23 protein-coding genes are annotated in these 25811 nt (G+C 55.8%); 11 read left to right on the top strand and 12 right to left on the bottom strand.

The window, feature by feature from the left end:
- Nucleotides 1-72: 72 nt before the first annotated feature.
- Both glyA and ACZRJQ_RS04290 read right to left on the bottom strand, forming a co-directional pair.
- Nucleotides 73-1326 carry a serine hydroxymethyltransferase gene (gene glyA, locus ACZRJQ_RS04295; RefSeq protein WP_463977172.1) on the bottom strand — a complete coding sequence of 418 codons (1254 nt, stop codon included), beginning with the start codon at nt 1324-1326 and terminating at the stop codon, nt 73-75.
- Nucleotides 1327-1457: 131 nt separating this feature from the next.
- Nucleotides 1458-5318: a sensor domain-containing protein gene (locus ACZRJQ_RS04290; protein WP_463977171.1), complete on the bottom strand. Its 3861-nt coding sequence runs from the start codon at nt 5316-5318 to the stop codon at nt 1458-1460.
- A gap of 293 nt (nt 5319-5611) precedes the next feature.
- Here ACZRJQ_RS04290 and ettA point away from each other — a divergent pair, with 293 nt between their 5' ends.
- Together ettA and gdhA are read left to right on the top strand one after the other, a co-directional pair.
- Nucleotides 5612-7279 (top strand): energy-dependent translational throttle protein EttA, encoded by a 1668-nt coding sequence (gene ettA, locus ACZRJQ_RS04285; protein WP_463977170.1) that lies wholly within the window; start codon nt 5612-5614, stop codon nt 7277-7279.
- A 331-nt stretch (nt 7280-7610) separates the two neighbouring features.
- A complete protein-coding gene (gene gdhA / locus ACZRJQ_RS04280) occupies nt 7611-8948 on the top strand; it encodes an NADP-specific glutamate dehydrogenase (protein WP_463977169.1) in 1338 nt (445 codons plus the stop codon).
- On the opposite strand, the gene ACZRJQ_RS04275 is transcribed toward gdhA, so the two are convergent.
- From ACZRJQ_RS04275 to ACZRJQ_RS04255, 5 genes are all read right to left on the bottom strand, one after another.
- Nucleotides 8945-9439 carry a GreA/GreB family elongation factor gene (locus tag ACZRJQ_RS04275; RefSeq protein ID WP_463977168.1) on the bottom strand — a complete coding sequence of 165 codons (495 nt, stop codon included), beginning with the start codon at nt 9437-9439 and terminating at the stop codon, nt 8945-8947. The genes gdhA and ACZRJQ_RS04275 overlap by 4 nt on opposite strands.
- 61 nt (nt 9440-9500) lie before the next feature.
- On the bottom strand, nt 9501-9857 hold the full coding sequence (locus ACZRJQ_RS04270; protein WP_463977167.1) for a hypothetical protein: 357 nt from the start codon (nt 9855-9857) through the stop codon (nt 9501-9503).
- A 154-nt stretch (nt 9858-10011) separates the two neighbouring features.
- Nucleotides 10012-10302 (bottom strand): chorismate mutase, encoded by a 291-nt coding sequence (locus ACZRJQ_RS04265; RefSeq protein WP_463977166.1) that lies wholly within the window; start codon nt 10300-10302, stop codon nt 10012-10014.
- A gap of 15 nt (nt 10303-10317) precedes the next feature.
- Complete coding sequence (locus tag ACZRJQ_RS04260; RefSeq protein WP_463977165.1) at nt 10318-12171, bottom strand: Lnb N-terminal periplasmic domain-containing protein; 1854 nt, start codon at nt 12169-12171, stop codon at nt 10318-10320.
- Nucleotides 12172-12246: 75 nt separating this feature from the next.
- Nucleotides 12247-12735, bottom strand: coding sequence for a DUF3015 domain-containing protein (locus ACZRJQ_RS04255; protein WP_463977164.1), 489 nt, complete (start codon nt 12733-12735; stop codon nt 12247-12249).
- Nucleotides 12736-13007: 272 nt separating this feature from the next.
- Between ACZRJQ_RS04255 and ACZRJQ_RS04250 the strand changes: the two genes are divergently transcribed.
- Complete coding sequence (locus tag ACZRJQ_RS04250; protein ID WP_463977163.1) at nt 13008-15446, top strand: Lon protease family protein; 2439 nt, start codon at nt 13008-13010, stop codon at nt 15444-15446.
- A gap of 268 nt (nt 15447-15714) precedes the next feature.
- Nucleotides 15715-16032 carry a PA4575 family protein gene (locus tag ACZRJQ_RS04245; protein ID WP_463977162.1) on the top strand — a complete coding sequence of 106 codons (318 nt, stop codon included), beginning with the start codon at nt 15715-15717 and terminating at the stop codon, nt 16030-16032.
- A 9-nt stretch (nt 16033-16041) separates the two neighbouring features.
- Here ACZRJQ_RS04245 and ACZRJQ_RS04240 read toward each other — a convergent pair whose 3' ends face one another.
- On the bottom strand, nt 16042-17874 hold the full coding sequence (locus ACZRJQ_RS04240; protein WP_463977161.1) for a hypothetical protein: 1833 nt from the start codon (nt 17872-17874) through the stop codon (nt 16042-16044).
- A gap of 140 nt (nt 17875-18014) precedes the next feature.
- Between ACZRJQ_RS04240 and ACZRJQ_RS04235 the strand changes: the two genes are divergently transcribed.
- A complete protein-coding gene (locus tag ACZRJQ_RS04235; protein ID WP_048362450.1) occupies nt 18015-18503 on the top strand; it encodes a TIGR00645 family protein in 489 nt (162 codons plus the stop codon).
- A 148-nt stretch (nt 18504-18651) separates the two neighbouring features.
- Nucleotides 18652-19269 (top strand): FKBP-type peptidyl-prolyl cis-trans isomerase, encoded by a 618-nt coding sequence (locus ACZRJQ_RS04230; RefSeq protein ID WP_463977160.1) that lies wholly within the window; start codon nt 18652-18654, stop codon nt 19267-19269.
- An 81-nt stretch (nt 19270-19350) separates the two neighbouring features.
- Here the strand turns inward: ACZRJQ_RS04230 and ACZRJQ_RS04225 are convergent, their stop codons facing one another.
- The 3 genes from ACZRJQ_RS04225 to ACZRJQ_RS04215 all read right to left on the bottom strand — a co-directional run bounded on the left by ACZRJQ_RS04225 (nt 19351) and on the right by ACZRJQ_RS04215 (nt 21278).
- Entirely contained in the window at nt 19351-19623 is a 273-nt protein-coding gene (locus tag ACZRJQ_RS04225; protein WP_463977159.1) for a PA4570 family protein, read from the bottom strand.
- Nucleotides 19624-19819: 196 nt separating this feature from the next.
- Entirely contained in the window at nt 19820-20161 is a 342-nt protein-coding gene (locus tag ACZRJQ_RS04220) for a zinc ribbon domain-containing protein YjdM (RefSeq protein WP_463977158.1), read from the bottom strand.
- 148 nt (nt 20162-20309) lie between these two features.
- On the bottom strand, nt 20310-21278 hold the full coding sequence (locus tag ACZRJQ_RS04215; RefSeq protein ID WP_463977157.1) for a polyprenyl synthetase family protein: 969 nt from the start codon (nt 21276-21278) through the stop codon (nt 20310-20312).
- Between the two features lie 241 nt (nt 21279-21519).
- Between ACZRJQ_RS04215 and rplU the strand changes: the two genes are divergently transcribed.
- The 5 genes from rplU to ACZRJQ_RS04190 all read left to right on the top strand — a co-directional run bounded on the left by rplU (nt 21520) and on the right by ACZRJQ_RS04190 (nt 25284).
- Nucleotides 21520-21831 carry a 50S ribosomal protein L21 gene (gene rplU / locus ACZRJQ_RS04210; RefSeq protein ID WP_048378246.1) on the top strand — a complete coding sequence of 104 codons (312 nt, stop codon included), beginning with the start codon at nt 21520-21522 and terminating at the stop codon, nt 21829-21831.
- 34 nt (nt 21832-21865) lie between these two features.
- The gene (gene rpmA, locus ACZRJQ_RS04205; RefSeq protein ID WP_003443913.1) at nt 21866-22141 is read left to right on the top strand and encodes a 50S ribosomal protein L27; all 276 of its coding nucleotides are present in this window, start codon (nt 21866-21868) and stop codon (nt 22139-22141) included.
- A gap of 197 nt (nt 22142-22338) precedes the next feature.
- On the top strand, nt 22339-23565 hold the full coding sequence (cgtA, locus tag ACZRJQ_RS04200; protein WP_463977156.1) for an Obg family GTPase CgtA: 1227 nt from the start codon (nt 22339-22341) through the stop codon (nt 23563-23565).
- A gap of 124 nt (nt 23566-23689) precedes the next feature.
- Entirely contained in the window at nt 23690-24808 is a 1119-nt protein-coding gene (gene proB, locus ACZRJQ_RS04195) for a glutamate 5-kinase (RefSeq protein WP_463977350.1), read from the top strand.
- A gap of 14 nt (nt 24809-24822) precedes the next feature.
- Nucleotides 24823-25284, top strand: coding sequence for a CreA family protein (locus ACZRJQ_RS04190; RefSeq protein ID WP_463977155.1), 462 nt, complete (start codon nt 24823-24825; stop codon nt 25282-25284).
- A gap of 160 nt (nt 25285-25444) precedes the next feature.
- On the opposite strand, the gene rpsT is transcribed toward ACZRJQ_RS04190, so the two are convergent.
- Complete coding sequence (rpsT, locus tag ACZRJQ_RS04185) at nt 25445-25723, bottom strand: 30S ribosomal protein S20 (protein ID WP_003443902.1); 279 nt, start codon at nt 25721-25723, stop codon at nt 25445-25447.
- Between the last annotated feature and the right edge of the window lie 88 nt (nt 25724-25811).

Here is a 25811-nt window from a genome sequence, read left to right as displayed (position 1 = left end):
TTGATCAGGTTGTAAATAAAGTCCGAAAAAAAGCCCGGTTTAAAACCGGGCTTTTTATTCAGCTATTGACGCTTAGTTACCGTAGACCGGCAGTTTGGCGCAGATAGCTTTGACCTTCTCACGAACAGCATCAATCACAGCTTCGTTGTTGATGTCGTCCAGGATGTCGCAGATCCAGCCAGCCAGTTCACGGCAATCTTCTACTTTGAAGCCGCGAGTGGTAACAGCAGGAGTACCGAAACGCAGACCCGAGGTCACGAACGGGGAGCGTGGGTCGTTAGGTACGGAGTTCTTGTTCACGGTGATGAAGGCTTTGCCCAGAGCGGCGTCAGCATCTTTACCGGAGATGTCTTGCTTGATCAGCGACAGCAAGAACAGGTGGTTTTCAGTGCCGCCCGATACCACGTCAAAGCCACGCTCGATGAACACCGATGCCATCGCTTGGGCGTTTTTGACCACTTGTTGCTGGTAAACCTTGAACTCAGGTTGCAGCGCTTCTTTGAAGCACACTGCTTTACCTGCGATCACGTGCTCCAGTGGGCCACCTTGCGAACCCGGGAATACAGCTGAGTTCAGCTTCTTCTCGATGTCAGCGTTAGCTTTGGCCAGAATCAGGCCGCCACGTGGGCCGCGCAGGGTTTTGTGGGTGGTGGTGGTGACCACGTCAGCAAATGGAACCGGGTTCGGGTAAACGCCAGCAGCGACCAGACCGGCTACGTGAGCCATGTCCACGAACAGGTAAGCGCCAACTTTGTCAGCGATTTCGCGGAAGCGCGGGAAGTCCAGAATCTGCGAGTAAGCAGAGAAACCCGCCACGATCATTTTTGGCTTGTGTTCAACAGCCAGACGTTCAACTTCGTCGTAGTCGATCAGGCCATTGGCGTCGATGCCGTACTGAACTGCGTTGTACAGTTTGCCCGAGGACGAAACAGTGGCGCCGTGGGTCAAGTGGCCGCCGTGAGCCAGGCTCATGCCCAGAATGGTGTCGCCAGCCGACAGCAGGGCCAGATAAACAGCGCTGTTGGCCTGAGAGCCAGCGTGCGGTTGAACGTTGGCGTAATCTGCGCCGAACAGCTCTTTTGCACGGTCGATTGCCAGTTGCTCAACCACGTCGACGTATTCGCAGCCGCCGTAGTAACGCTTGCCTGGGTAGCCTTCAGCGTATTTGTTGGTCAGAACCGAGCCTTGAGCTTCCATCACCGCAGGGCTGGTGTAGTTTTCCGAAGCGATCAGCTCAATGTGTTCTTCCTGGCGCTGAGCTTCTTGCTCCATAGCGGCAAAAAGGTCGGCGTCGAACTTGGCAAGTGTCAAATCACGGCTGAACATGGCGGTCCTCAAGGATCGGGGGCAGAAAAGAGGGGCATTCTAACTCAATGGGTTTTATCTGGCATATGAAAGGCAATCATGTGGCAGACAAGTGGCTTTCAGGTGTCGCTTTTGAGACAGAACACGGCAGCTTACTCAAACACGGGTAAGGATTCTTGACGGAACTGTGCTTCAAATTGCCGCGCAGGCATGGGGCGTCCAAACAAGTAGCCTTGTACTTCATCGCAGCCATGCTCGCGTAAAAAGTCCAACTGCTCGTGAGTCTCAACACCTTCAGCTATAACTGCGAGATTGAGACTATGGGCCATCGCAATAATCGCCCGGGCAATTTGCGCGTCCTGCTCACCTGAGGGCAGCCCGTCAACAAAGGTTCGGTCGATTTTCAACACGTCGATCGGGAACTGCTTGAGGTAGTTAAGCGATGAGTACCCAGTGCCAAAGTCGTCAACGGCAATGCTCAGCCCCAGGTTTTTAAGGCTGGCCAGAATTTGCAGTGCTTCGCTGACTTCACGCATCAGGATACTTTCAGTCAGCTCCAGCTCAAGGCAGGCGGGCGGCAACCCGGTTTCCTTGAGGATATTGGCGATCCGAGTGCCCAATTGGCCATCAGAAAACTGGCGAGCCGAGATGTTGACCGAGACTTTAGGGACGCGCACTTTTGCCTGATGCCAGTGCTTGAGCTGGCGACAGGACTCGGCCAGTACCCAATCGCCCACATCGACCACCAAGCCCAACTCTTCGAGCACCGGGATGAAGTCCCCCGGCGGAACCAGCCCGCGGCGCGGGTGATTCCAGCGCAGCAGTGCTTCAACCCCGGTCAGACGCTTGCCGTCGCCGCTAAACTGAGGCTGGTAATAGAGGATGAACTCTTCTTGCTCCAGCGCGTGGCGCAGGTCGCTTTCCAGCTCCAGTCGCTCCAGCGCGCTGGCGTTCATGTCTGCTTGATAGAACTGGAAGTTGTTTTTGCCGCGCTCTTTGGCGTGATACATCGCTGTGTCGGCGTTCTTCATCAATTGGCTCAGCTCGTTGCCATCTTGCGGGCTTAAAGCAATGCCGATACTGGCGGTCACGAAGAACTCACGGCTTTCGAGAACAAACGGCTGTACCAGGCTGGCAAGGATTTGCTCGGCCACACTGATGGCCCGGTTGAGTGCCATTTCTCGGGTTGCGCGAGGCTGCAAGAGCAGGGTGAACTCATCGCCCCCCATGCGGGCGACGGTATCGTCTTCGGCGACGCAGGCCAGCAGGCGCGTGGCCATGTCTTTAAGCATGCGATCGCCTGCGGCATGGCCCAGCGAGTCGTTGATTGGTTTGAAGCGATCAAGGTCAAGGAACATCAGCACCACCCACGACCTGTTGCGTTCAGCCTGTTGCAACGCGGTATGCAGGCGGTCCTGGAACAAGGTGCGGTTGGGCAGATGGGTCAGGGCGTCGTAATAAGCCAACCGATGAATACGCTGTTCACTGGCCTTGCGCTCGCTGATGTCGCTGAAGAAACACACGTAACTGGCCAGATCACCTTCATCGTCGAACACAGCAGTGATCCCGACCCAAGCCGGGTAATGCTCGCCACTGCGTCGCTTAAGCCAGACTTCACCTTCCCAACTGTTGTGTTGATGCAGTTGTTTGAGGATGTAGTGCAGGTGCGACTGCTGTTGTTCATCGACCGTCAGCAAGCTGGGCAGTTGGTCGAGGACTTGGGACACCGCGTAGCCGCTGACGCGACTGAATGCTTCGTTGGCTTGCACGATATAGCCGGCCGGGTCAGTAATCAAAATCGCCGACGTTGAATGCTCAAATACAGTTGCCGCCATGCGCAGATCTTTTTCGGCGCGGCGCTGCTGACTGATATCACGGCCAACACCGAGGATGCCCTCGAAGGCATCGTTTTCATCCCACACCAAAACCAGACGCAGCTCGATAGGGATTTTTCGGCCATCAGCGCGCAAGCAGTCAAACACGAACAGTTGGGTTTGTATTTGTGTACGCAATGCAGACAGTTGCTCGGGCTTGTCGAGGGCGGCGTTGACCCGCTCCATCAAGCTGTAAACCCCGGCCAGCTGTTGCGGGTTGGCAATGGTCGATTGCCAGCCGTTCTGGAACACCCACTCGGCGTCATAACCCAGTACGGCTTTGACAGAAGGGCTGACGTAATTGAGGCGCAGCGCGCTGTTGGTGGAAATAATCACGTCACTGATGCTTTCAGCCAGCATGCGGTAGCGCTGCTCACTGTCGCGCAAAGATTCGCTGGCTTCGATTTGATCGGTGATGTCTTTGGCCACCCCGACAATCCGTGTGACTTGGTCATAGCTGTCACGGGCTAGCGCTTGCTCGCGAATATCAAAGCGCCGCCACAGGCCATTGCTATGGCGAAATCGCAGTTGGCATTGCAGCAGTTGTGCATACCCACTGTGGCGTTGCTGCTGGCGCTGCACATGGTAGTGTTCAGCATCTTCGGGGTGCAGCAGCATTTCCCAGAAATAGGCGCCCATTTGGCGCAGCTCGGTGGCGTTATAGCCCAAGGTTTGGCCGAGGTGATGGTTGCTGAAAATCATCCGTTGGCTGATGACATCCTGCACATAAAGGTGGTCAGGCACAGTGCGTACCACGTCCGACCAAAAACTTTCGCGTTCTTGCAACGACAGTTCAATCAGCTTGCGACTGGTGATGTCGGTGATGCTCAGAATGACCGCGTGGTAATCGTTCTGATCATCAGGCAGGCGCAACACCAGCCATAGATGTTGATCCTGGCCGTCAGGCCCCGTCAGCTGTATTTCCAGCTCAAGTTGCTGCTGTTGATTGAGCACCGCGTCGACAAGCTGATAACCAATGGCTGAAGTATTGACCGGGCAGCCACTGATCAGCTTCACCCAGGCGTTTTCGCCTGCTTCAACGCCCAGCAGTAACAAGGCCACCTGATTGACTTCGGTCATGCGCAGTTGTTCGAGTAACTGGCACCGGTGTACAGGATTATTGGCCAGCCACTGCTTGAGCCCGTTGCTGTCTTGTATGTTTTCGCGCTCAAGAAACGCCGGCAAGCTGGACAGGTCAAGCACGCACAGCGCCACACCGGTGCCTTCAAAAATGTCGTGATAGCGTCGGCGGCCTTCATGCAGTTGGCGCTGGCGACGGCGCATGTTGAACAGCGCTATGATCGGTAGCAACGAAAACAAAACCCCGAGCAGGCATTTGCTGATCAACCCGGGCAATAGTTTTTCGAGCGCTTTGCGTTCATCAAACAGCCCGCGCAATTGCCAGTCACTGTTGATGAGCGGGGTCAGCAGAACGCTGTTGGCTTCGTCGGTTGAGTTGAGGGTTGTCGCAGGCGTCACCGCGTCACTGGAGTGACTGAGAATTTTATGCGTGCGACTGTTTTCAATCAGCCATTGCGGGCGGCCACTGACAGCGGGTTTGCGTGTGAGGTTTTGCAGCAGCGCTGGGCTCATGCGCAACAGCCAATAACCGTTTGGCTCGCTGCTGAATTGGCGCAACAGTAAATAGGCCGCAGAGCCGTCGTGGTTATTACTGTAGAAATAGCCTTCGGTGCGGTGACGTGCCCGGTTGTGCTGGATCCAGTCAGCGATGAACGCTGCATCTGGGCTGATGCCGTTGCTGTCGAGCAGTACTTCGCCCCGCGGGCTCAACAAGGCCAGACTTTGCACCGAGGGCAAGGATTGGCGCAGTTTGTCGGCTAAGGCTTGTTGTTGGCGCTGCGTACGCGGGGTTTGGTCAGTTGGCAGCAGATTGAGCGCTACTTCGGCTTGCAACGCCATATTAAGGCTGACACGGTCGGCCAAGTCCGAACTGTAATTGATGCTGTACTGGCGCTTCTGTTCGAGGGTCTCTTGGGTTTGCGCAATCAATTGCCAAAACAACAGGGCCAGCAGCAGCAAAACCAGCGTCGCCAGAGCGCCCTTTAATGTGCCGCGCACGGGTGTTCCAAGCATATGGCCTGGCGCACGCACAAGGGGAGGCGGAGTAACGTGGGGCAAACTGTGTTCCTGCGTTTAGGCGGTAATGGCGCGACGCGCACTATAAGCCGGACGCCCAAAGGGCGGCTAGCATGCCTTGGCTTGTGGCAAAGTGCCAGCCCTCCGGTCTGCGCTAGTTTGCCCTGTTAGGCGCATTCAGGTAGCTTTGCCGGTTACGCGGGGGCACTCAAGCTCCTACATTCAGGCTTTTTCTGCGAACAGACATTGATTTCGATCAGTATCTGGCTCTTTGCTATGGCCTGATCCGGGCTTCGCTCGCGCCTTATTCATCAGTCACTGACGCTAGGTTCTCCATGGCTCAATACGTTTTCACCATGCATCGGCTGAGCAAAGTTGTTCCGCCGAAGCGGGAAATCCTGAAAAACATCTCCCTGTCGTTCTTCCCTGGCGCCAAGATCGGCGTACTCGGCTTGAACGGTTCGGGTAAATCAACTCTGTTGAAAATCATGGCTGGCGTCGACACCGAGTTCGACGGCGAAGCCCGCCCAATGCCGGACTTGAACATCGGCTACCTGCCGCAAGAGCCGCAGTTGGACCCGACCAAAACCGTTCGTGAAGTGGTCGAAGAGGCCGTGAGCGTGATCAAGGATGCGCAAGCGCGTCTGGATCAGGTTTACGCCGAGTACGCCGACCCGGATGCCGACTTTGACAAGCTGGCCGCCGAACAAGCCAAGCTCGAAGCTATCTTGCAGGCTAGCGATGGCCACAACCTTGAGCGTCAGCTTGAAGTAGCAGCTGATGCACTGCGTCTACCAGCTTGGGATGCCAAGGTTGAACACCTGTCGGGTGGTGAGAAGCGCCGTGTGGCCTTGTGCCGCCTGCTGCTGTCGGCCCCGGACATGCTGCTGCTCGACGAACCTACCAACCACTTGGACGCTGATTCGGTGGCTTGGCTGGAGCACTTCCTGCACGACTTCCCGGGAACCGTGGTTGCGATTACGCACGACCGTTACTTCTTGGACAACGTAGCTGGCTGGATTCTGGAACTCGACCGCGGTGCTGGTATTCCTTACGAGGGCAACTATTCGGGATGGCTTGAAGCCAAGTCCGATCGTCTGGCCCAGGAATCCAAGCAGCAGTCGGCCCATGAAAAGGCCATGAAAGACGAGCTGGAGTGGGTACGTAAAGGCGCCAAGGCGCGTCAGTCCAAGTCCAAGGCCCGTCTGCAACGCTTCGAAGAACTGCAATCGCAAGAGTTCCAGAAGCGCAGCGAAACAAACGAAATCTATATCCCGGCTGGCCCGCGTCTGGGTGACAAGGTTATCGAGTTCAAGAACGTGTCCAAAGGTTATGGCGATCGCGTGCTGATCGACAACCTGTCGTTCGCGATGCCAAAAGGCGCCATTGTTGGCGTGATCGGTGGTAACGGTGCCGGTAAATCGACTCTGTTCCGCATGCTGATGGGCAAAGAGCAACCGGACTCGGGCAGCATCGAAATTGGCGATACCGTGCAACTGGCGTGTGTTGACCAGAGCCGTGACGATCTGGATGGCAGCAAGACTGTGTTCCAGGCCATTTCTGATGGTTCCGATGTGATCCGCATTGGCAACTACGAAATCCCGTCGCGTACTTATGTGGGCCGTTTCAACTTTAAAGGTGGCGACCAGCAAAAGTTCGTCAAGGACTTGTCCGGTGGTGAGCGTGGTCGCTTACACCTGGCCCTGACCTTGAAAGAGGGCGCCAACGTGCTGCTGCTCGACGAACCGTCCAACGACCTTGACGTTGAGACCTTGCGTTCGCTTGAAGAAGCGCTGTTGGACTTCCCTGGCGCTGCCATTGTGATCTCTCACGATCGGTGGTTCCTTGACCGCGTTGCGACTCACATTTTGGCGTACGAAGATGACTCGCAAGCAGTCTTCTTTGAAGGTAACTACACCGAGTACGAAGCTGATCGTAAAAAGCGCCTCGGCGAAGCGGCTACCCAGCCGCACCGTGTGCGTCACAAAAAACTGGCTCAATAAGGTCAGTTTGCAGCACAAGACGGAGCCCCTCGGGGCTCCGTTTTTTGTAGGCGCTGACGAGGTTAAACCCGTTAAAAGTCCTCTTGGGTTTACCATCGCTGCGCAATCAGCCGCAGCGGCTACGAAAAGCGTGCGTCTTCTTTTCTGGTGCAAAACTGGGTACAAGAATCACTTTTCTGGTGCGCAAAAACCTTTAAAAATCGGTGTGTTTTATATAAAAGCACCATTTAAATTCAGAACTGCGACATTTTGCGCTGTCGCGGTGCGACATGAATTGATAAAGTTCCGGCCAATCTCCGTTTAACGACAATAAATTTGCCGAGAATTTTCCATGATCGAATCTGTCGACCTGTTCCTTGCCCGCCTGAAAAAACGTGACCCAGACCAGCCAGAATTCCACCAGGCAGTGGAAGAAGTCCTGCGTAGTTTGTGGCCGTTTCTTGAAGCCAACCCCCGTTACCTGACGTCTGGCATTCTTGAGCGTATTTGCGAACCCGAGCGTACGATTGTGTTCCGCGTGTCGTGGGTCGATGACGAAGGTAAAGTGCGGGTCAACCGCGGTTTCCGTATCCAGATGAACAGCGCCATTGGCCCGTACAAAGGCGGTCTGCGTTTCCACCCGTCAGTGAACATGGGTGTTCTGAAGTTCCTGGCGTTTGAACAAACCTTCAAAAACTCCCTGACCTCGTTGCCAATGGGCGGCGGTAAAGGTGGCTCGGACTTCAACCCTAAAGGTAAGAGCGACGCCGAAGTCATGCGCTTCTGCCAGGCGTTCATGAGCGAGCTGTATCGCCATATTGGTTCGGATGTTGACGTGCCAGCCGGTGATATCGGCGTGGGTGCGCGTGAAATCGGCTTTATGTTTGGCCAATACAAGCGCCTGAGCAACCAGTTCACCTCCGTCCTGACCGGTAAAGGTATGAGCTACGGCGGCAGTCTGATTCGCCCTGAAGCCACCGGTTTTGGTTGCGTGTACTTCGCTCAAGAAATGCTCAAGCGCAGCGGCCAACGCATTGATGGCAAGCGCGTGGCAATTTCTGGTTCGGGTAACGTGGCGCAATATGCGGCGCGCAAAGTGATGGATCTGGGCGGCAAAGTCATTTCGCTGTCGGACTCCGAAGGCACGCTGTATTGCGAGTCTGGCTTGAATGAAGAGCAATGGCTGGCGCTGATGGAGCTGAAAAACGTCCAGCGTGGGCGTATCAGCGAATTGGCTGCGCAGTTTGGTCTGGAGTTCCTGGCCGGTGAGCACCCGTGGAATTTGGCGTGTGATATCGCGCTGCCTTGTGCCACCCAAAACGAACTGGACGCCGATGCTGCCCGTACCTTGCTGAGCAATGGCTGCGTCTGCGTGGCTGAAGGCGCGAACATGCCGACCACCCTTGACGCTGTTGACCTGTTTATTGACGCGGGCATTTTGTTTGCGCCGGGCAAGGCCTCCAACGCGGGTGGCGTAGCCGTAAGCGGTCTGGAAATGTCGCAAAATGCGATGCGCCTGCTGTGGACGGCCGGCGAGGTCGATAGCAAATTGCACAACATCATGCAATCGATCCACCACGCCTGCGTTCACTACGGTGAAGAAAACGGCCGCATCAACTACGTCAAAGGCGCCAACATTGCAGGCTTCGTAAAAGTTGCCGATGCGATGCTGGCTCAGGGCGTGGTTTAAGCGGGCTCAATCTTGATGATTTCGACCTGTAGATCCCCCGCAGGTCGTATCCAAAGCACTTCGTCGCCCAGTTGCGCGCCCCACAGCGCACGACCGAGTGGCGAGCCCCAGTTGATCAGCCCGTGAGCCGTATCGGCTTGATCTTCACCCACCAGTTGTACCCGCCTTTCATTGCCGTTTTCGTCGACAAATGTCACCCAACTGCCGATTTGTACCTTCTGGGTTGAAGTGGCGCGTACCACCACATGAGCACTTGTAAGGCGCTGATTGAAGTAGCGCAAGTCACGCTCAATATCGGCCAGTCGATGCTTATCGGCGTCCTCGCCCAGAGCTGACTCTTCACTGTGCTGGCGTTGTAACTCATGAACTTTGGCCTCTAACTGCGCAAGCCCCTCGACGGTGACATAGTTGGGTTGATCGCTGACAGGGCGCTCAATGGAAGCATCGGCCTGATCGCCAGCAGTGTCTTCGTTTACAAACGCACGGCTCATGGCGCCTCCCTCCGTGGTTGGATGACAGAGTTAAGAGCCAATAGCGGTAAGAGGGTTCAGATTAGTTCGAGCGATAAGCGCGGGCCGCATCCTGATCTTTTTCATGCTGCCAATCGCGTTCCCGCTGATCCCAATGCCGCGCTTGATACTCGTCACGCTCTTGGCTTTCGCGCATGGCTTCGCATTGACGAAAGCCATCACTCCACCCTTCAGCGTAGTTCGCATCTTTTAGATAGCGCGGCACATCTTTCTTGAAAGCGCCTGTCATGACCCCGGCAGCTTGACGCCCACTGCTGCAACCATCGCTAAAACCGTCGGCAAAGGCGGGGGGGTAACCTTGTGCCAGCAATTGCTCATGGGTTGTTTGGCACCCAGTCAGCGCCATCCACAGTGCGATAAGTAAACCAGTACGCCACATAAATCACCTCGTGCGCCGAGTTATGGCAGATGAGGCGAGTGTAGGTGTGGGGCTGTGAAACGTCTGTCAAAAGGCTGTCAGCTAAACGTGATACGTGTTGTCGTCACCGACGAAACAGGAGGCTGCGATGCGGGTCACAGCCTGCATTTCTCGCTCATGAAAGCGCCGAATGCTCGGCCAGTTCTTGCTGAATAAACGCGGCGATCATGGCTCGGTAAACGGCTTCGGTGACTTGCGGGTTGGCCCCCAGTTCGCTGGCCAGCTCACGCACTTTGGCAAACACCTGCTCCACCCGCTGCGGGGCTTTGACGGCATTGCTGTCCTTTTTGAAGCGCGCCGCTTGCGATACGTAGGCCCCGCGTTGGGCAATCAAACTGACAATTTGACGATCCAGCAGGTCAATGTGTTCGCGTACTTCCTCGAGGGACTGGCAATCAGTGGCCATGTTTTAACACTCCATTTAGTAGTGATACCACTTGAGTTCCAGCATCACCTCGTTCACGGGGGAACTCAGGTGGCTGAAGTCGCGCTGTGCGCTCAGGCGCAGACCCACGTTGCGCGATATTTCCCATTGCTGATTCAGGCTGAGGCTGCGGCGGATTTCGCCGTTGGTGAAGTAATCACCTTTGGCCTCAAGGCTCAGGTTGCCCACCGGGTTACGCCACAGCAGGCCGGTGTTAAAGCCGGCAGCAGGTGATACGAAAGCAGCGAAGTCGTTGTTGTGTTCCACGCGTACAGTGCCAAGCGCAAAACCCAGCAAGTGCTCGCCCAGTTGCCACGTGCCACCTGCGCCGCCGTTGACGTGGGTGACCAGGGTTTCGTCGCCATGCTTGCCCAACACACGCTCAAGCCCTCCGCCCACTTGCCACGACCAAGGTTTGAGCAGGTCATTGCGTGGGGTCAGTGAGCGGATATTGGCTAAATCCAATTGCTGGATTTGCCAGTGATTACCTTCGTATTGGCGCAGTTTGAGTTGCAAGATTTCGATCTGCGCACCCAACGGGAAGCCCGGTGCGTTGTCGTTGAGGTCGTGGTAGGCCATGCGCAGGCCGTATTCGGCAAAGGCTTTATCGTCACGGCTGCCCACGCCCAGTTGCCAAGTGCGCGACTCATGGCCGTTCTCGGGAAGCTCGGGTTTTTCGACTTGCAGTTCTGGTGCCGGGTTTTGGTTGATTGCCCGCAGCAGTTCAAAACTGCGTTGCGAACGCTCGGTGTCTCGCTCCAGACCGTTGGCGCGGTAGCGCTCCAAACGATAGGCAGCATCAATAATCAGTGCTTGGCGTGCCTTGGGCAGCGCTTTGAATTCGGGGGTCTGCAACTGCGCTTGATCGGCACTGACCTGCAACACCCACTGCTGCTCTTCGGGGTCGAGGGTTTTGGCGCGATCCAACAGCTCACGCTCGCGGGACGGGCGGTACTCGATACTTTCGACCAGGCCCGCCTCCTTGACGGCCTTCACCGTGTCGGTCGGGATAGCGGTGAGCGGAAACTGCGTCGTCAACTGCAAGCCGGGGCGTGCCACTTGCAGCAATTCCAGCAGGCGGTACGAGCAATTTTCATCGAAGAAAAAGTAGTCGAATTGAATCTGCTTCAACTCCCACACATGCTCGACCATGCGCTGGGTTTCTTCGGGGGTCAGATTGAGTCGGTATTCCCACAGGTCGCGGTTTTCGAGGCTGCGGTATTCCGAGAGCTTTTCTTGATAGGGCACCAGCGCGAACAAGCCCGGATAGCCACCGGCCAAGCCCTTCCAGGCGTACAGGATGCTGTTGTCGGAGCCTTCGATGTAAGCGCCAAAGTTGATCGCGTAACTGAGCAGGGCGGTTTTGTTGCTTTGCACATCAGCTTGGTCGATGCGCAGCAAGGTGTGACCAAACATTGATGACGGGCTGTTGAGGTAAGCCGCCGGGAAAATCATCACCGTGCTGTGAGGGGCAACGTCTTTGAACCATTGGGTGAACTCTGCGCACTCAGCCTTGGGCAGGTCGGTCAGGTTCAGCTGTGCCTTGAGCCAGCGGGTGCGGGCTGGATAGACGCATTGCGGGTGTTTGTCCCCAAGGCTTAGCGGGGAATACAACGCCTCGACAGTGGCGCGCAATTCGGCGTCCGGGTGATGAGCGCCGTCGGGGGCGATAAAGAATTTGTCGTCGCTGACGTAACTGCGCCAGCCATTGAGCTTGCCAGCTTCGTAGTGGCCCAGCGAAATCCAGAACGGGTCATTGGCCAACTGCTGCAAACGTTGATTGTCGATATGAGGCGCGGCATACAGCGGGGCGCAGGCACAGAGCGCCAGATAGGCAAGGCGTTTGAGCATGGTGGGCAACTGTTGTCAGACGAATAGAAGTGAAGCAAAAGAATACCCGCTCCGAAAGGAGCGGGCAGGTCTCATTTACGCCGCAGTAGCGTACTTGGCCAAGCGGGCATCGCTTTTGAGGACGGCCAGGGTGTTGGAGTGCACATCGTCAGCCGTTACGTCAGCTTTGCTGAAAATTTGCTGGAAGTGTTCGTGAGTGACAGCTGCGAAATGCTCGCGGTCTTCAGGGGCGACACCCAGTACCACCGCGTAGGTGGTCAGCGCTTCGCCATTGCCTTTGGCCATGTCTTCGGACAGCTCGTTCATCATGCCGTTCATGGCAATCCACGACTTGCCGCCGTAGGTCAGGGCGTCTTTGGTGGTGCAACCGTTGGTGCCGGACGTCATACCGAAGGTGGCGTTACCGGAAGTGCCGTTGGTGGTAGATGCCAGGAAGTGAGCAGGCGTGCCGCGTTGGCCTTCAAACAGCATGTTGCCCCAGCCGCAGTTTGGGCCGCCTGGTGCTTGTGCCATCGCATTGAGGGAAACAACGGTGAAGAGAGTACCAAGAAGAATCCGTTTCATAAGCTTTGTTCTCTATGTGTATGCAACCAATGGACAAGGGTGTCTGGCCTGAAGCGCCAGTACGGGTCAGTTATTTCTTCCGACCGCGTAACAGCTTGGAGTCTAGGCACGATCAGCGGGTTCCGTGACTTTTTGTAAAACATTCATTGATCGAGAGCAGTTTTAGCCCGTAAACACGGGACGATGCGTTTTCCCGCTTCTTGTGCCTTGCCAGTGGTGTGTGGCCAGCGCCAGAATGCTGCCATCTGCCCCGCCCGATGTAAGGAAGCCCGATGCCTGATTCTGTTGCTGCCAGCTTGCGTCTAGCGCCCGACGCGCTAACCCGTCCGTTCTCCGCTGAACAGTTCAGCTTCTCGACCACTAATGATTTAGAACCCTTTCGCGGCATTCTCGGCCAGGAGCGCGCGGTCGAAGCCTTGCAGTTTGGCGTGGCCATGCCGCGTCCGGGTTACAACGTATTTGTGATGGGCGAGCCGGGAACCGGCCGCTTCTCGTTCGTAAAGCGTTATCTCAAAGCCGAAGGCAAGCGCCTGAAGTCGCCGAGCGACTGGGTGTACGTCAATAACTTTGACGAGCCTCGCGAGCCACGCGCACTGGAGCTGCCCGCCAGCGCTGCCGGGGCGTTTATCGCGGATATCAATGGTTTGATCGACAACTTGCTGGCGACCTTCCCCGCCGTGTTTGAGCATCCAACGTATCAACAGCGTAAAAGCGCCATTGATCGTGGTTTTAATCAGCGTTATGACCGGGCACTGGATGTGATCGAGCGTCTGGCGCTGGAAAAAGGCGTGGCGCTGTATCGCGACAGCAGTAACGTGGCTTTCACTCCGATGAGTGAGGGCAAGGCGCTGGACGAAGCCGAGTTCTCGCAATTGCCCGAGCAAGAGCGCGAGCGCTTCCATGAAGATATTTCCGAGCTTGAAGAACGCCTCAACGAAGAGCTGGCGAGCCTGCCGCAGTGGAAGCGCGAGTCCAATAATCAACTGCGTCATTTGAACGAAGAAACCATCACGCTGGCGCTGCAACCGCTGCTGGCACCGTTGTCGCAGAAGTACGCCGAAAATGGCGCTGTGTGCGGGTATTTGCAGGCAGTACAGGTTTACTTGCTCAAAACGGTGGTCGAGCAATTGGTCGACGACAGCAAAACCGATGCCCAAGCCCGCAAACTGCTGGAAGAGCAGTACTTGCCGAGTCTTGTAGTGGGGCAGCCCATGAGTGGTGGTGCGCCAGTGGTATTTGAGCCGCACCCGACTTACGACAACCTGTTTGGTCGCATTGAGTACAGCACCGATCAGGGCGCGCTTTACACCACCTATCGCCAGTTGCGCCCGGGTGCGTTGCATCGTGCCAATGGCGGCTTTTTGATTCTCGAAGCCGAGAAGATGCTCAGTGAGCCCTTTGTGTGGGATGCCCTCAAGCGAGCCCTGCAATCGCGCAAATTGAAAATGGAGTCGCCGCTCGGTGAGCTTGGGCGCCTGGCGACGGTCACGCTGAGCCCGCAAGTGATTCCGTTGCAGGTTAAGGTCGTCATTATTGGCGCGCGACAGTTGTATTACACGTTGCAAGACCTCGATCCGGACTTCCAGGAAATGTTCCGGGTGCTGGTGGATTTCGATGAAGACATTCCTATGGTCGATGAAAGCCTTGAGCAGTTCGCTCAGTTGCTGACCACGCGCACATCAGAAGAAGGCATGGCGCCACTGACCGCTGATGCGGTGGCGCGTCTGGCCACTTACAGCGCCCGTTTGGCCGAGCATCAAGGGCGGTTGTCGGCGCGTATCGGTGATCTGTTTCAGTTGGTCAGCGAGGCGGACTTCATTCGCCATCTGGCCAATGATGAAATGACCGACGCCGGGCACATCGAGCGTGCGCTCAAAGCCAAGGCCACCCGCACCGGTCGCGTGTCGGCGCGCATTCTTGACGACATGCTGGCGGGAATCATTTTGATCGACACCGATGGTGCGGCTGTCGGCAAGTGCAACGGCCTGACTGTGCTGGAAGTGGGGGATTCGGCTTTTGGTGTGCCGGCGCGGATTTCTGCCACGGTGTATCCCGGCGGTAGCGGGATTGTGGATATCGAGCGTGAAGTTAACCTGGGGCAGCCGATTCACTCCAAAGGGGTGATGATTTTGACGGGTTACTTGGGCAGCCGTTATGCACAGGAATTTCCGCTGGCGATTTCGGCCAGCATCGCTCTGGAGCAGTCCTACGGCTATGTCGACGGCGACAGCGCTTCATTGGGTGAGGCTTGCACGTTGATTTCTGCGTTGTCTAAAACGCCGCTTAAACAGTGTTTTGCCATTACCGGTTCGATCAACCAGTTTGGCGAAGTGCAGGCGGTGGGCGGGGTCAACGAAAAAATCGAAGGTTTCTTCCGTCTTTGCGAAGCGCGTGGGCTGACGGGCGAGCAGGGTGCGATCATTCCGCAGGCCAACGTCGCCACCTTGATGTTGGACGAAAAGGTCTTGCAGGCTGTTCGTGATGGCAAGTTCCACGTTTACGCTGTGCGTCAGGCCGATGAGGCGCTGAGCCTGTTGGTCGGCGAACCTGCCGGTGAGCCGGATGCTGAAGGTCAGTTCCCGGAAGGCAGCGTGAATGCTCGGGTGGTCGAGCGGTTACGGGTGATTGCCGAGATGATTAACGATGAAGACCTTAAAGAAGCTGAAAAGGAACTGATCGCCGAAGCACTGGCGGCCAAAAAACCGGCGTAACCCCACACGAACCTAAGGCTGCGACAGCGTCAGGCGCTGCGGTGTGTCAGATTGACGGGCGCTACGCGCCCGATCGCAGCCTTCGTTCCTCGACCGCTTCGACAGAGATCGGTTAACGGTAAAGCCTGCCAAACGGCTCCGTTGGTCACGGCACCTTGGCGGGTGCCGTTTTTCTTCTATTCTCAGCACAAGGACATCCACTGTCGTCACTGGAACGATGCAGCCCGTTGTGTGCGGCTGAATACAGGATCTACCGAGGGGCGCCGCCATGTCGCGCAACCTTTGCCTTACCCGCCAATGTTTAGGCCTTGTGACTCGTATTGAATGCAGCGTTCGACCGCTGGCAGGCAATACCGGTATGTGGACGTTGCTTTTCGCGGCAGGTTTAGCCGGTGAGCAGCCGACCACAATCAAGTCGCAAGGGCCATTCCCCGGCCCTTCTGCGGCCGAAACTATTCTTGAGTCGATTGTTGAAAGCTTGACGCTGCATGGCTATCAGCTTGCGGATGATCCGCAGATCTGGTGCCTGCATGTGCAGGCCCAGTTGCGGCAAATCAATGGCAGTCGCTGCCACGCGTCTCGTTGAGCCAAGCAGTTAGTTGGGCGTAACCACATCGCTCGCTTTATCGAGCTTGACCTCAAATCCATATTCGACCGGGCTGATGTCGGTGCGGGCATAGCTTTCTAACTGTGTGGGTTGCCCATAAAAGTAATGCACTTCAAACAGTGCTGGGCCATCGACTTGGGCGCTGTGGCTGACAGCGAGCACTTGCTTGAGGTAGTTGCCGGTGCCGTCCTTGGCGTAAAAGCGCCATGAGTCGGCCGGGAACAGAGCTTGATCGACGATCAGTGCATTGCCTTTGAGCTCTAACCCTTTGGGCAGGCGGGCGATGTCCAGGGTTTGTTTATCAATGGACGCCACATACAACGGCATCGAGCCTACTGCGTAGGCCGGTGTTTCCGGGAAAAGGTTCAGGTCATAGGTGATGACGCCCGTTTTGGGGTCAACGTCAAAAGCCTCTATGGGCAGCTCCAGTGGTTCGCCACGTTTGCCGTTATCGTCTTCTGCGAAAAAGGTGACGGGAGCGTCGGCGCGCTCGGGCAAAGCCCCCAGCATTTCGTCATTGAAGGTGGCGGGGTGGCTGAACTCCAGGGTAGCGGCGCTGGCGTCCTCTACCGATTGACTGATGACGACGCTCTTCTTTAACCGTTCGGGGTCAAGGCTGGCCTCTTTCAGGTAGTTGCTGGCCTGATCGTCGTACACGACCACGCCCAGTGGTAACGCTTGAATGTCTTTGCCCACCATCGTTTTGTCGAGCCTGCGCACCGGTAGATCAAGTGCTTTTTGGGTCACGATCGCCGTTGAAAAATCCAGCACCGTGATATCCACATTGTCCACCGAACCGTTGAAATAGACCTTGCTGTAACGGTGCGGATGTTGCTGTTCAAAGGCCTGTTGCTCGGCCTCCAATTGCTGCTCAAAGGCTTCACTCCAGGCAGTCTGCTTGAGCATTTTGGCCAGTTGTTGTTGATAAAAGGCCAGTTGCTCAGCGTTTTCGTTGATGGAGCCTGAGCGTGACAAAAACTGCCCGGACGAATCACGCGCCTGAATAATTAACGGGTTGACTGGGGTGTTGCGCACTTCTTTGGCCGGGGGGGCGCTGTTGTTTATCTCCACTTCTGCAAAGTTTTTGCCCAGTGTTAGCAGGGTCACGCTGATGTTGCCGTCGGCACGCGTCTGGCCGACGTCCTTGTTGGTCAGCGTGAAGTTGACCAGTTTGCCTGGCGCAATGACTTCAACCTTGCCTTGCAGGGTTAACGGTTGAGGTTGCTGAACATTCGAGACTTCAATGCCATCGATGTATGGGTAAGTCACTGTCAGGTCGTCGGGGTTGCTCAGGTTGGCGCTTGACGGGCTGAGCTGGATGCCGGGGTCGGTTTCAGACCATTCAGGTTGAAAAGGCACGACCTGCTTGTTGCTCAGGGTGACGGACTGCCATTGCAGCGCGTGAGGAAACGGAAACTGCGATGGGCTGTTGAACGGGAAGGGGAACACGGGCTCCAGGTCTGTCAGATAGTCAGAACTGGCGTTTTTGCGCAGTACAAACAGCCCGTTGATGTAGGTGTCTGTGAGCGCTTGGGTGCTTGGGTAGTGCTTGAGTAGCGCCAAGGCATCGTCGCCGTATTCGGTTTCAATCGGCTTTTGCTGCAACTTGAGGCGGGCGCGCTCCAGTAACAGCAGCGAGCCGCCGAGGTCTGCAACCGCATCTTTGAGCTGCTGATCTTTGATTGTGTCCAGGTTTTGCTCGAATTGTGCGGTCCTTTCTTCCAGGCTGGCCTGCTGATTTTTGTCGTCGGGCGAGCAGCCGCCGGTCATAAGCAAAGCCATTGAAAGCCCGAGAAAACCCAAGGGAAATCGCAGATCCATTGTTCAATCTTCCTGTCCGTAAACGATGCTGGAGTGGTGGGCGCTAGCAGATTATTTTTACAGGCTGTTTCAGGCACTTTATCTCTGCCGTTTTCTCACTGATATACTCGCGCCCATTTTTTTACTTCCTGTGAGATGCAATGGAACGCTTTATCGAAAATGCAATGTACGCCTCGCGCTGGATTTTGGCGCCGATTTACTTTGGCCTGTCACTGGGCTTGTTGGCTCTGGCGTTGAAATTCTTTCAGGAAGTGTTTCACGTAATTCCTAACGTGTTCGCCTTAAGTGAGTCGGACTTGATCCTGGTCATTCTGTCGCTGATCGACATGGCGCTGGTAGGCGGCCTGCTGGTGATGGTGATGATCTCGGGCTACGAGAACTTCGTCTCACAACTGGACATTGATGAGCACAAAGAAAAGCTCAGTTGGCTGGGCACAATGGATTCCACGTCACTGAAGATGAAAGTGGCGGCTTCAATCGTGGCGATCTCTTCAATCCATCTGCTGCGGGTGTTCATGGACGCGCGCAACATCGAGCCCCAGTACCTGATGTGGTACGTGATTATTCATATGACGTTTGTGATCTCAGCGTTTGCGATGGGCTATCTGGACAAACTGACCAAGCACTGATGCCTGGCATGGCGAGTACGGCACCAACCCGGGCTGCGAAGGCTTTGGGGGCTGTGGTAGTCTGCTCGCCCTTTTTTGGTTCTAGGCGTTTGGAGAATGGCTGCTCAAGAGCAGCTTTTTTTGAATCGCCCTACAGCGGAGCAGTGTTATGTCCGAAGTAAATCTGTCGACCGACGAAACTCGCGTTAGCTACGGCATTGGCCGTCAACTGGGTGACCAACTGCGCGACAACCCGCCACCAGGCGTTAACCTGGACGCGATCCTGGCCGGTCTGACCGACGCTTTCGCAGGTAAAGAAAGCCGTGTTGGCCAAGAAGAAATGTCTGCCAGCTTCAAAGTTATCCGCGAAATCATGCAGGCTGAAGCCGCTGCCAAAGCAGAAGCTGCTGCTGGTGAAGGCAAAGCTTTCTTGGCTGAAAACGCCAACAAAGACGGCATCACCACGCTGGCTTCGGGTCTGCAATTCGAAGTTGTGACTGCGGGTGAAGGCGCTAAGCCATCCCGTGAAGACACCGTGCGTGTTCACTACCACGGCACGCTGATCGACGGCACTGTGTTTGACAGCTCTTACGAGCGTGGTCAGCCAGCTGAGTTCCCGGTTGGCGGCGTGATCGCTGGTTGGACCGAAGCCCTGCAACTGATGAATGCCGGTAGCAAATGGCGCATCTACGTGCCGAGCGAACTGGCTTACGGCGCCCAAGGCGTTGGCAGCATTGCTCCGCACAGCGTATTGGTGTTTGACGTCGAGCTGCTGGACGTTCTGTAAGCGCTAGTGGGGGCGAGTTTGTGCGTGATGCAGGCAAGTGATGCCTTTATCACCAGCAAACTCGCTCCTGTTTAAGGGGTGTCATAGTTGTATTTTGGCGTGATGCTCGTGAAGGTCAGCCGCACCGACCGGACGCAATGCCCGGGCGTAGCAAAACAGAAACAAATTGCGCACCAGCTCTTTGAGCACTACTGGCTCGCTTGAGTTGAGCCCGTTGAAGTCCAGATCGCCCTGATCTTGCAGTTCGTTTAGTGCTTCTTCTTCCAGTACCGCACAGACTTCCCCGGTTTCCCGATGCAGGATTCTCAGATAGGGATGTGGTCGGTCCAGCCAAGCATCAATTAAATAAGTCATGGTCGTCATCTCCTTGATGAATGCCATTGAGAATAATTCTTATTCAATTAATAGCAAGTGCCTATTGGCAGATTTCTGGTTTTTCTGCGCAGAAATTGCTGTCGGTCAAGGTCGCTGGCTTTTTGATATTGCGGGGGATGTTGCGGGGGGAGTGCAGCGCCTTCCTGCGCGAAACGCAGGAAGGAGTGCCGCTAAATCAGACTTTGCGAACGAATTCAGACTTGAGCTTCATTGGGCCGATACCGTCGATTTTGCAATCGATATCGTGGTCACCATCGCACAGGCGAATGTTTTTGACCTTGGTGCCTACTTTGACCACCAGCGAAGTGCCTTTGATTTTCAGGTCCTTGATCACGGTGATGGTGTCGCCATCTACCAGAACGTTACCGGCAGAGTCTTTATAGACTTTGTCATCGGACTCTACTTCTGCGTCGCCGCTGGCAGACCACTCATGGGCGCATTCCGGGCAGATCAGCTGAGCGCCGTCTTCGTAGGTGTATTCGGAATTGCATTTTGGGCAGGGTGGCAACGTGCTCACTTACAGCTCCTTAAAAGTCAGGATGGCTAAAAGGCACGCATTGTATAGGGTTTTGTTGGCGGGCGGGCAAGTGCGCGGTCAAGGCGCACTTGGAGTCGCTGCCAAAGGCTGAGCTGCAGGCGAAGGTGCTGCGGCAGCGACTACTCAATCAGTGTGTGCGTGCGACCGCAAACTCACTCAACTCAACCAGCGCATCGCGATATTCGCTTGGCGGCAGCACTTCAAGGCAGGCGATTGCACGAGCAACGTAGTCACGCGCAAGCTGCGCGGTGTACTCCAGCGAACCTGACGCCTCAACCGCATTACGAATGCTTTCGAGGTCTTCAATGCCACCTTTTTGAATGGCTTGACGAACCAGTGCGGCTTGCTCGGGTGTGCCTTCACGCATGGTGTAGATCAGCGGTAAGGTTGGTTTGCCTTCAGCCAGATCATCACCGACGTTTTTGCCCAGCGTTTCGGCATCGCCACGGTAGTCGAGCAAATCGTCTACCAGTTGGAATGCCACGCCAAGATGGTCACCAAAGGTCCGCAGAGCTTCGCTTTGCTCAGGTGTGGCACCGGCCAGAGCCGCAGCACTGTGAGTCGACGCCTCGAAAAGCATCGCGGTTTTGCCGCGGATGACTTCCATGTAGGTTTCTTCAGTGGTGCTGGCGTCGCGTATTTTGGACAACTGCAACACTTCGCCTTCGGCGATGATGCGTGTGGCTTGCGACAGGATTTTCATCACTGGCATCGAGCCCAACTCAACCATCATTTCGAAGGAGCGTGAGTACAGGAAGTCGCCGACCAGCACGCTGGGCGCGTTGCCCCACGTTGCGTTGGCTGTTTTACGGCCACGGCGCATGCCCGACATGTCCACGACGTCGTCGTGAAGCAAGGTGGCGGTGTGCAGAAACTCGATGGTCGCGGCCAGCAGACGTAGATCGTCGCCTTCGCGGCCCAAGGCCTTGCCACACAGCAACACTAATAAAGGACGCAGGCGTTTGCCGCCGGCTGACGTAATGTAGTCGCCGATTTTTGAGACCAGCGGTACGCGTGAAGTCAGCTGCTTCTTGATGATGCCATCGACGGCGCTAAAATCGTCCGCCACCGCGCGGTAGAAAGCTTGGGGTTGCATCAGCGACAGGTGCTCCAGAAGGGTTGCGCGGCATGCTAGGTCGGGGGGCTGGGCCTGTCAAGGCGCGATAGGCGGCTACTTGCAACCCTGACGGGCCTTGCGTACAATCGCGCACCCTGAACTTCCTGGGCAGCACCTGCCTTACGCAATTGCACTTGGGCCGTTCCAGCCCCATGCAGCCATGCCAGCCAATACCTTTACCTATAAAGCGCTGGGTGAGCAGGATTATCGGAGAAATACCATGTACGCAGTAATCGTTACCGGTGGTAAGCAGTACAAAGTAGCACCAGGTGAATACCTGAAGATCGAAAAACTGGAAATCGCTACTGGCGAATCCGTTACCTTTGATCGCGTTTTGTTGGTTGGCAATGGCGATGACGTAAACATCGGCGCACCAGTTGTTCCTGGCGCTACCGTAGTGGCTGAAGTGATTTCCCAAGGTCGTCACGACAAGATCCGCATCATCAAGTTCCGTCGTCGTAAGCACCACATGAAGCGTATGGGCCACCGCCAGTGGTACACCGAGATCAAAATCACCGGTATTCAGGCTTAATTTCAGCCTAATTCCTCACTAGGAGAATTGACTCATGGCACACAAAAAAGCTGGTGGTAGTACCCGTAACGGTCGCGACTCAGAAGCCAAACGCCTTGGCGTGAAGATGTATGGCGGCCAGGCTATCATCCCAGGCAACATCATCGTGCGTCAGCGCGGTACTCAGTTCCACGCTGGCTACGGCGTTGGTATGGGTAAAGATCACACCCTGTTCGCGAAAGTGGAAGGCGTGATCAAGTTCCAGGTTAAGGGCGCCTTCGGTCGCCGCTATGTAAGCATCGTTCCGAAGACAGCAGTCGTCGCAGCGTAATTGCTTGGTAGCTGGAAGAGCCCTGTCTTGCGACGGGGCTTTTTCGTTTGTGGGGTGAGTCTCTTGCAAAACTGTTTGTATGGGCTGCTGGCGCTGGATTTAACGGTCGTTGATTGAGGTCGCTGCGCTCATTTTTGCAAGAGTCTTATGTCTTGGTTTTTATCGGCTCGTCCTGATGACGAGAGGCGTGTTTTGTTATGAAGTTTGTTGATGAAGTATCGATCAAAGTAAAAGCAGGTGATGGTGGTAACGGTTGCATGAGCTTCCGTCGCGAGAAGTTCATCGAAAACGGTGGTCCGAACGGTGGTGATGGTGGTGATGGCGGCTCGATCTACATGATCGCCGACGAGAACCTCAACACGCTGGTTGACTATCGCTACACCCGTCACTTTGACGCGCAGCGCGGCTCCAACGGTGGCAGCACAGATTGCACGGGCCGTAAGGGTGAAGATCTGGAGCTGCGTGTTCCGGTCGGCACCACGGTAATCGATGCAGGTACTCAGGAAATCATCGGTGACCTCACCAAAGCTGGTCAGCGTTTGCTGGTTGTGCATGGTGGCTGGCACGGTCTGGGTAACACGCGTTTCAAATCCAGTACCAACCGGGCTCCGCGCCAGACCACTCCGGGTAAGCCGGGTGAGCAGCGCGACCTGAAGCTGGAATTGAAAGTGCTGGCTGATGTGGGCCTGTTGGGCTTGCCGAATGCCGGTAAAAGTACCTTTATTCGCTCGGTGTCTGCGGCCAAGCCAAAAGTGGCGGACTATCCGTTTACCACGCTGGTGCCGAACTTGGGTGTGGTCAGTGTTGATCGCTGGAAGAGCTTCGTCATCGCCGATATTCCCGGCCTGATTGAAGGTGCTTCGGATGGCGCAGGTCTGGGGATTCGCTTCCTCAAGCACTTGGCGCGTACGCGTCTGTTGTTGCATCTCGTGGACATGGCGCCGGTTGAAGGCTCTGAAAGTGCAGCGGATACAGCTGAAGTCATCGTCAACGAGCTGACCAAGTTCAGCCCGTCGCTGGCTGAGCGTGATCGCTGGCTGGTGCTGAACAAGTGCGATTCGTTGCCAGAAGACGAGCACGATGCACGCGTCAAGGAAGTCGTTGATCGCCTTGAATGGACGGGCCCTGTGTATGTGATCTCGGCTATCGCCAAGATCGGCACTGACAAGCTGTGCCACGACATCATGCGTTATCTGGAAGACCGTGCTGATCGTCTGGCTAATGACCCTGCCTACAAGGCTGAGTTGGCAGATCTTGATCAGCGCATCGAAGATGAGGCGCGTGCGCAGTTGCAGGCGCTTGATGACAAGCGTGCCCTGCGTCGCAGTGGCGTGAAGAGCGTTCATGACATCGGTGAAGATGATTGGGACGAAGAAGATGTTGAAGACGAAGATGGTCCAGAAATCATTTACGTCCGCGACTGATTCGTTGCAGTAAACTACAGCGCCGCTCAATAGAGCGGCGTTTTAGCATCTACGAAACGGTAATCAAGAATAACTCCACGGGTGGCGCTCGGTCGCGCTGCTCTCAGGCATAGGTTGGATGATGATGCGGAGCAAGGTGACGGGTGCGCAGCGTTGGGTCGTGAAGATCGGCAGCGCATTGCTGACAGCGGATGGCAAAGGGCTGGATCGCGCGGCAATGGGTGTTTGGGTCGAGCAGATGGTTGCTTTGCACGAGGCGGGCGTTGAGCTGGTGCTGGTGTCTTCTGGTGCGGTAGCGGCCGGAATGAGTCGCTTGGGCTGGACATCGCGACCGAGTGCCATGCACGAATTGCAGGCGGCTGCGGCTATTGGTCAGATGGGCCTAGTGCAGGCTTGGGAGTCGAGCTTTGCTGAGCACTCTCGTCATACGGCGCAAATTTTGCTGACCCATGATGACTTGTCTGATCGCAAGCGTTACCTGAATGCTCGTAGCACTCTGCGTACATTGGTTGAGCTGGGTGTCATCCCGGTGATCAATGAAAACGACACCGTGGTCACTGATGAGATTCGCTTTGGTGATAACGACACGTTGGCGGCATTGGTGGCGAACTTGGTCGAGGCAGACCTGCTAGTGATCCTGACGGACCGTGATGGCATGTTCGATGCGGATCCGCGCAACAACCCTGATGCGCAGATGATTTACGAAGCGCGTGCCGATGATCCGGCGCTGGATGCGGTGGCAGGCGGTACGGGTGGTGCGCTGGGGCGTGGGGGTATGCAGACCAAATTGCGTGCGGCCCGTTTGGCGGCTCGTTCGGGGGCACACACGATTATCGTTGGCGGGCGCCTGGAGCGTGTTTTGGATCGCCTAAAGGCAGGCGAGCGCCTTGGTACATTGTTGTCGCCTGAGCGCGGCATGTTGGCGGCGCGTAAGCAGTGGTTGGCCGGGCATCTGCAAACGCGTGGCACTTTGGTGTTGGATGATGGGGCTGTTGCGGCGCTGTCGCAGGGTCATAAAAGTTTGCTGCCAGTTGGTGTCAAAGCAGTGCAGGGTGGCTTTCGACGTGGCGAGATGGTGGTTTGCGTGGCGCCGGATGGGCGAGAAATTGCGCGAGGGCTGGCAAATTACAGTGCGGCGGAAGCGCAAAAAATTATTGGGCAGTCGTCAGATGCGATTGTCAGTTTGTTGGGTTACATGGCTGAGCCTGAATTGGTTCATCGCGATAACCTGATTCTGGTCTGATTCTGAGGTGTTGCATGCGCTTGATGAGCGGTTTGTTGGGGTTAATGTTGGCGATGCCGTTACTGGCATCGGCTGAAGAGATTGGCACTGTTTCGACCGTGTTCAAGTTGGTTGGGCCTAATGATCGGATTGTGGTCGAGGCGTTCGATGATCCCAAGGTTGAAGGCGTGACGTGCTACTTGTCGCGCGCAAAGACGGGGGGTATGAAAGGCGGCTTGGGTCTGGCTGAAGACCGTGCTGAGGCTTCGTTGGCGTGCCGTCAGACTGGTCCGATCAGCTTCAAGGGTGATTTGAAAGATGGTGAAGAGGTGTTCAAAGAGCGCACTTCTCTGGTCTTCAAGACCATGCAGGTTGTGCGGTTCCTCGATAAAAAGCGCAATACGCTGGTGTATCTGGTGTACAGCGACCGCCTGATCGAAGGCAGCCCGCAGAATGCGGTGACTGCGATTCCAATCTTGCCGTGGCCGCACGGCTAACGATTAGCTCTCTGTGGGCGCTCTGCAGGCTGCGATTTTTTGATCTTGAGTATAAAAACTCGCAGCCTGTGAAGCTCTTATAGATTTCGCTCAAGGTTAAAGCTAAATCGCAGGCAATAAAAAACCGACCCTGAGGTCGGTTTTTTAAAAAGCTTATCGCTTAAGCGGCAGTCGCAAGGTTCAACGCCTTGACGTGGCCATTCAGGCGGCTCTTATGGCGAGCAGCTTTGTTCTTGTGGATGATGCCTTTATCGGCCATACGGTCGATAACAGGAACAGCCAGAACATAAGCAGCTTGCGCTTTAGCAGCGTCTTTTGCGTCGATGGCTTTAACTACATTCTTGATGTAGGTACGAACCATGGAACGCAGGCTGGCGTTGTGGCTGCGACGCTTCTCAGCCTGTTTTGCACGTTTTTTGGCGGAAGGTGTGTTGGCCACCGTCGAGCTCCTCGAAAGACTTTTGGGAAATAACAAACAAAATAGGCCGCGAATCATGCCGATGACGTGAAGGCTTGTCAAGGGCGAT

The sequence above is a fragment of the Pseudomonas sp. E315 genome (assembly GCF_055406205.1).
This window is presented reverse-complemented; position numbering and strand designations above follow the sequence as displayed.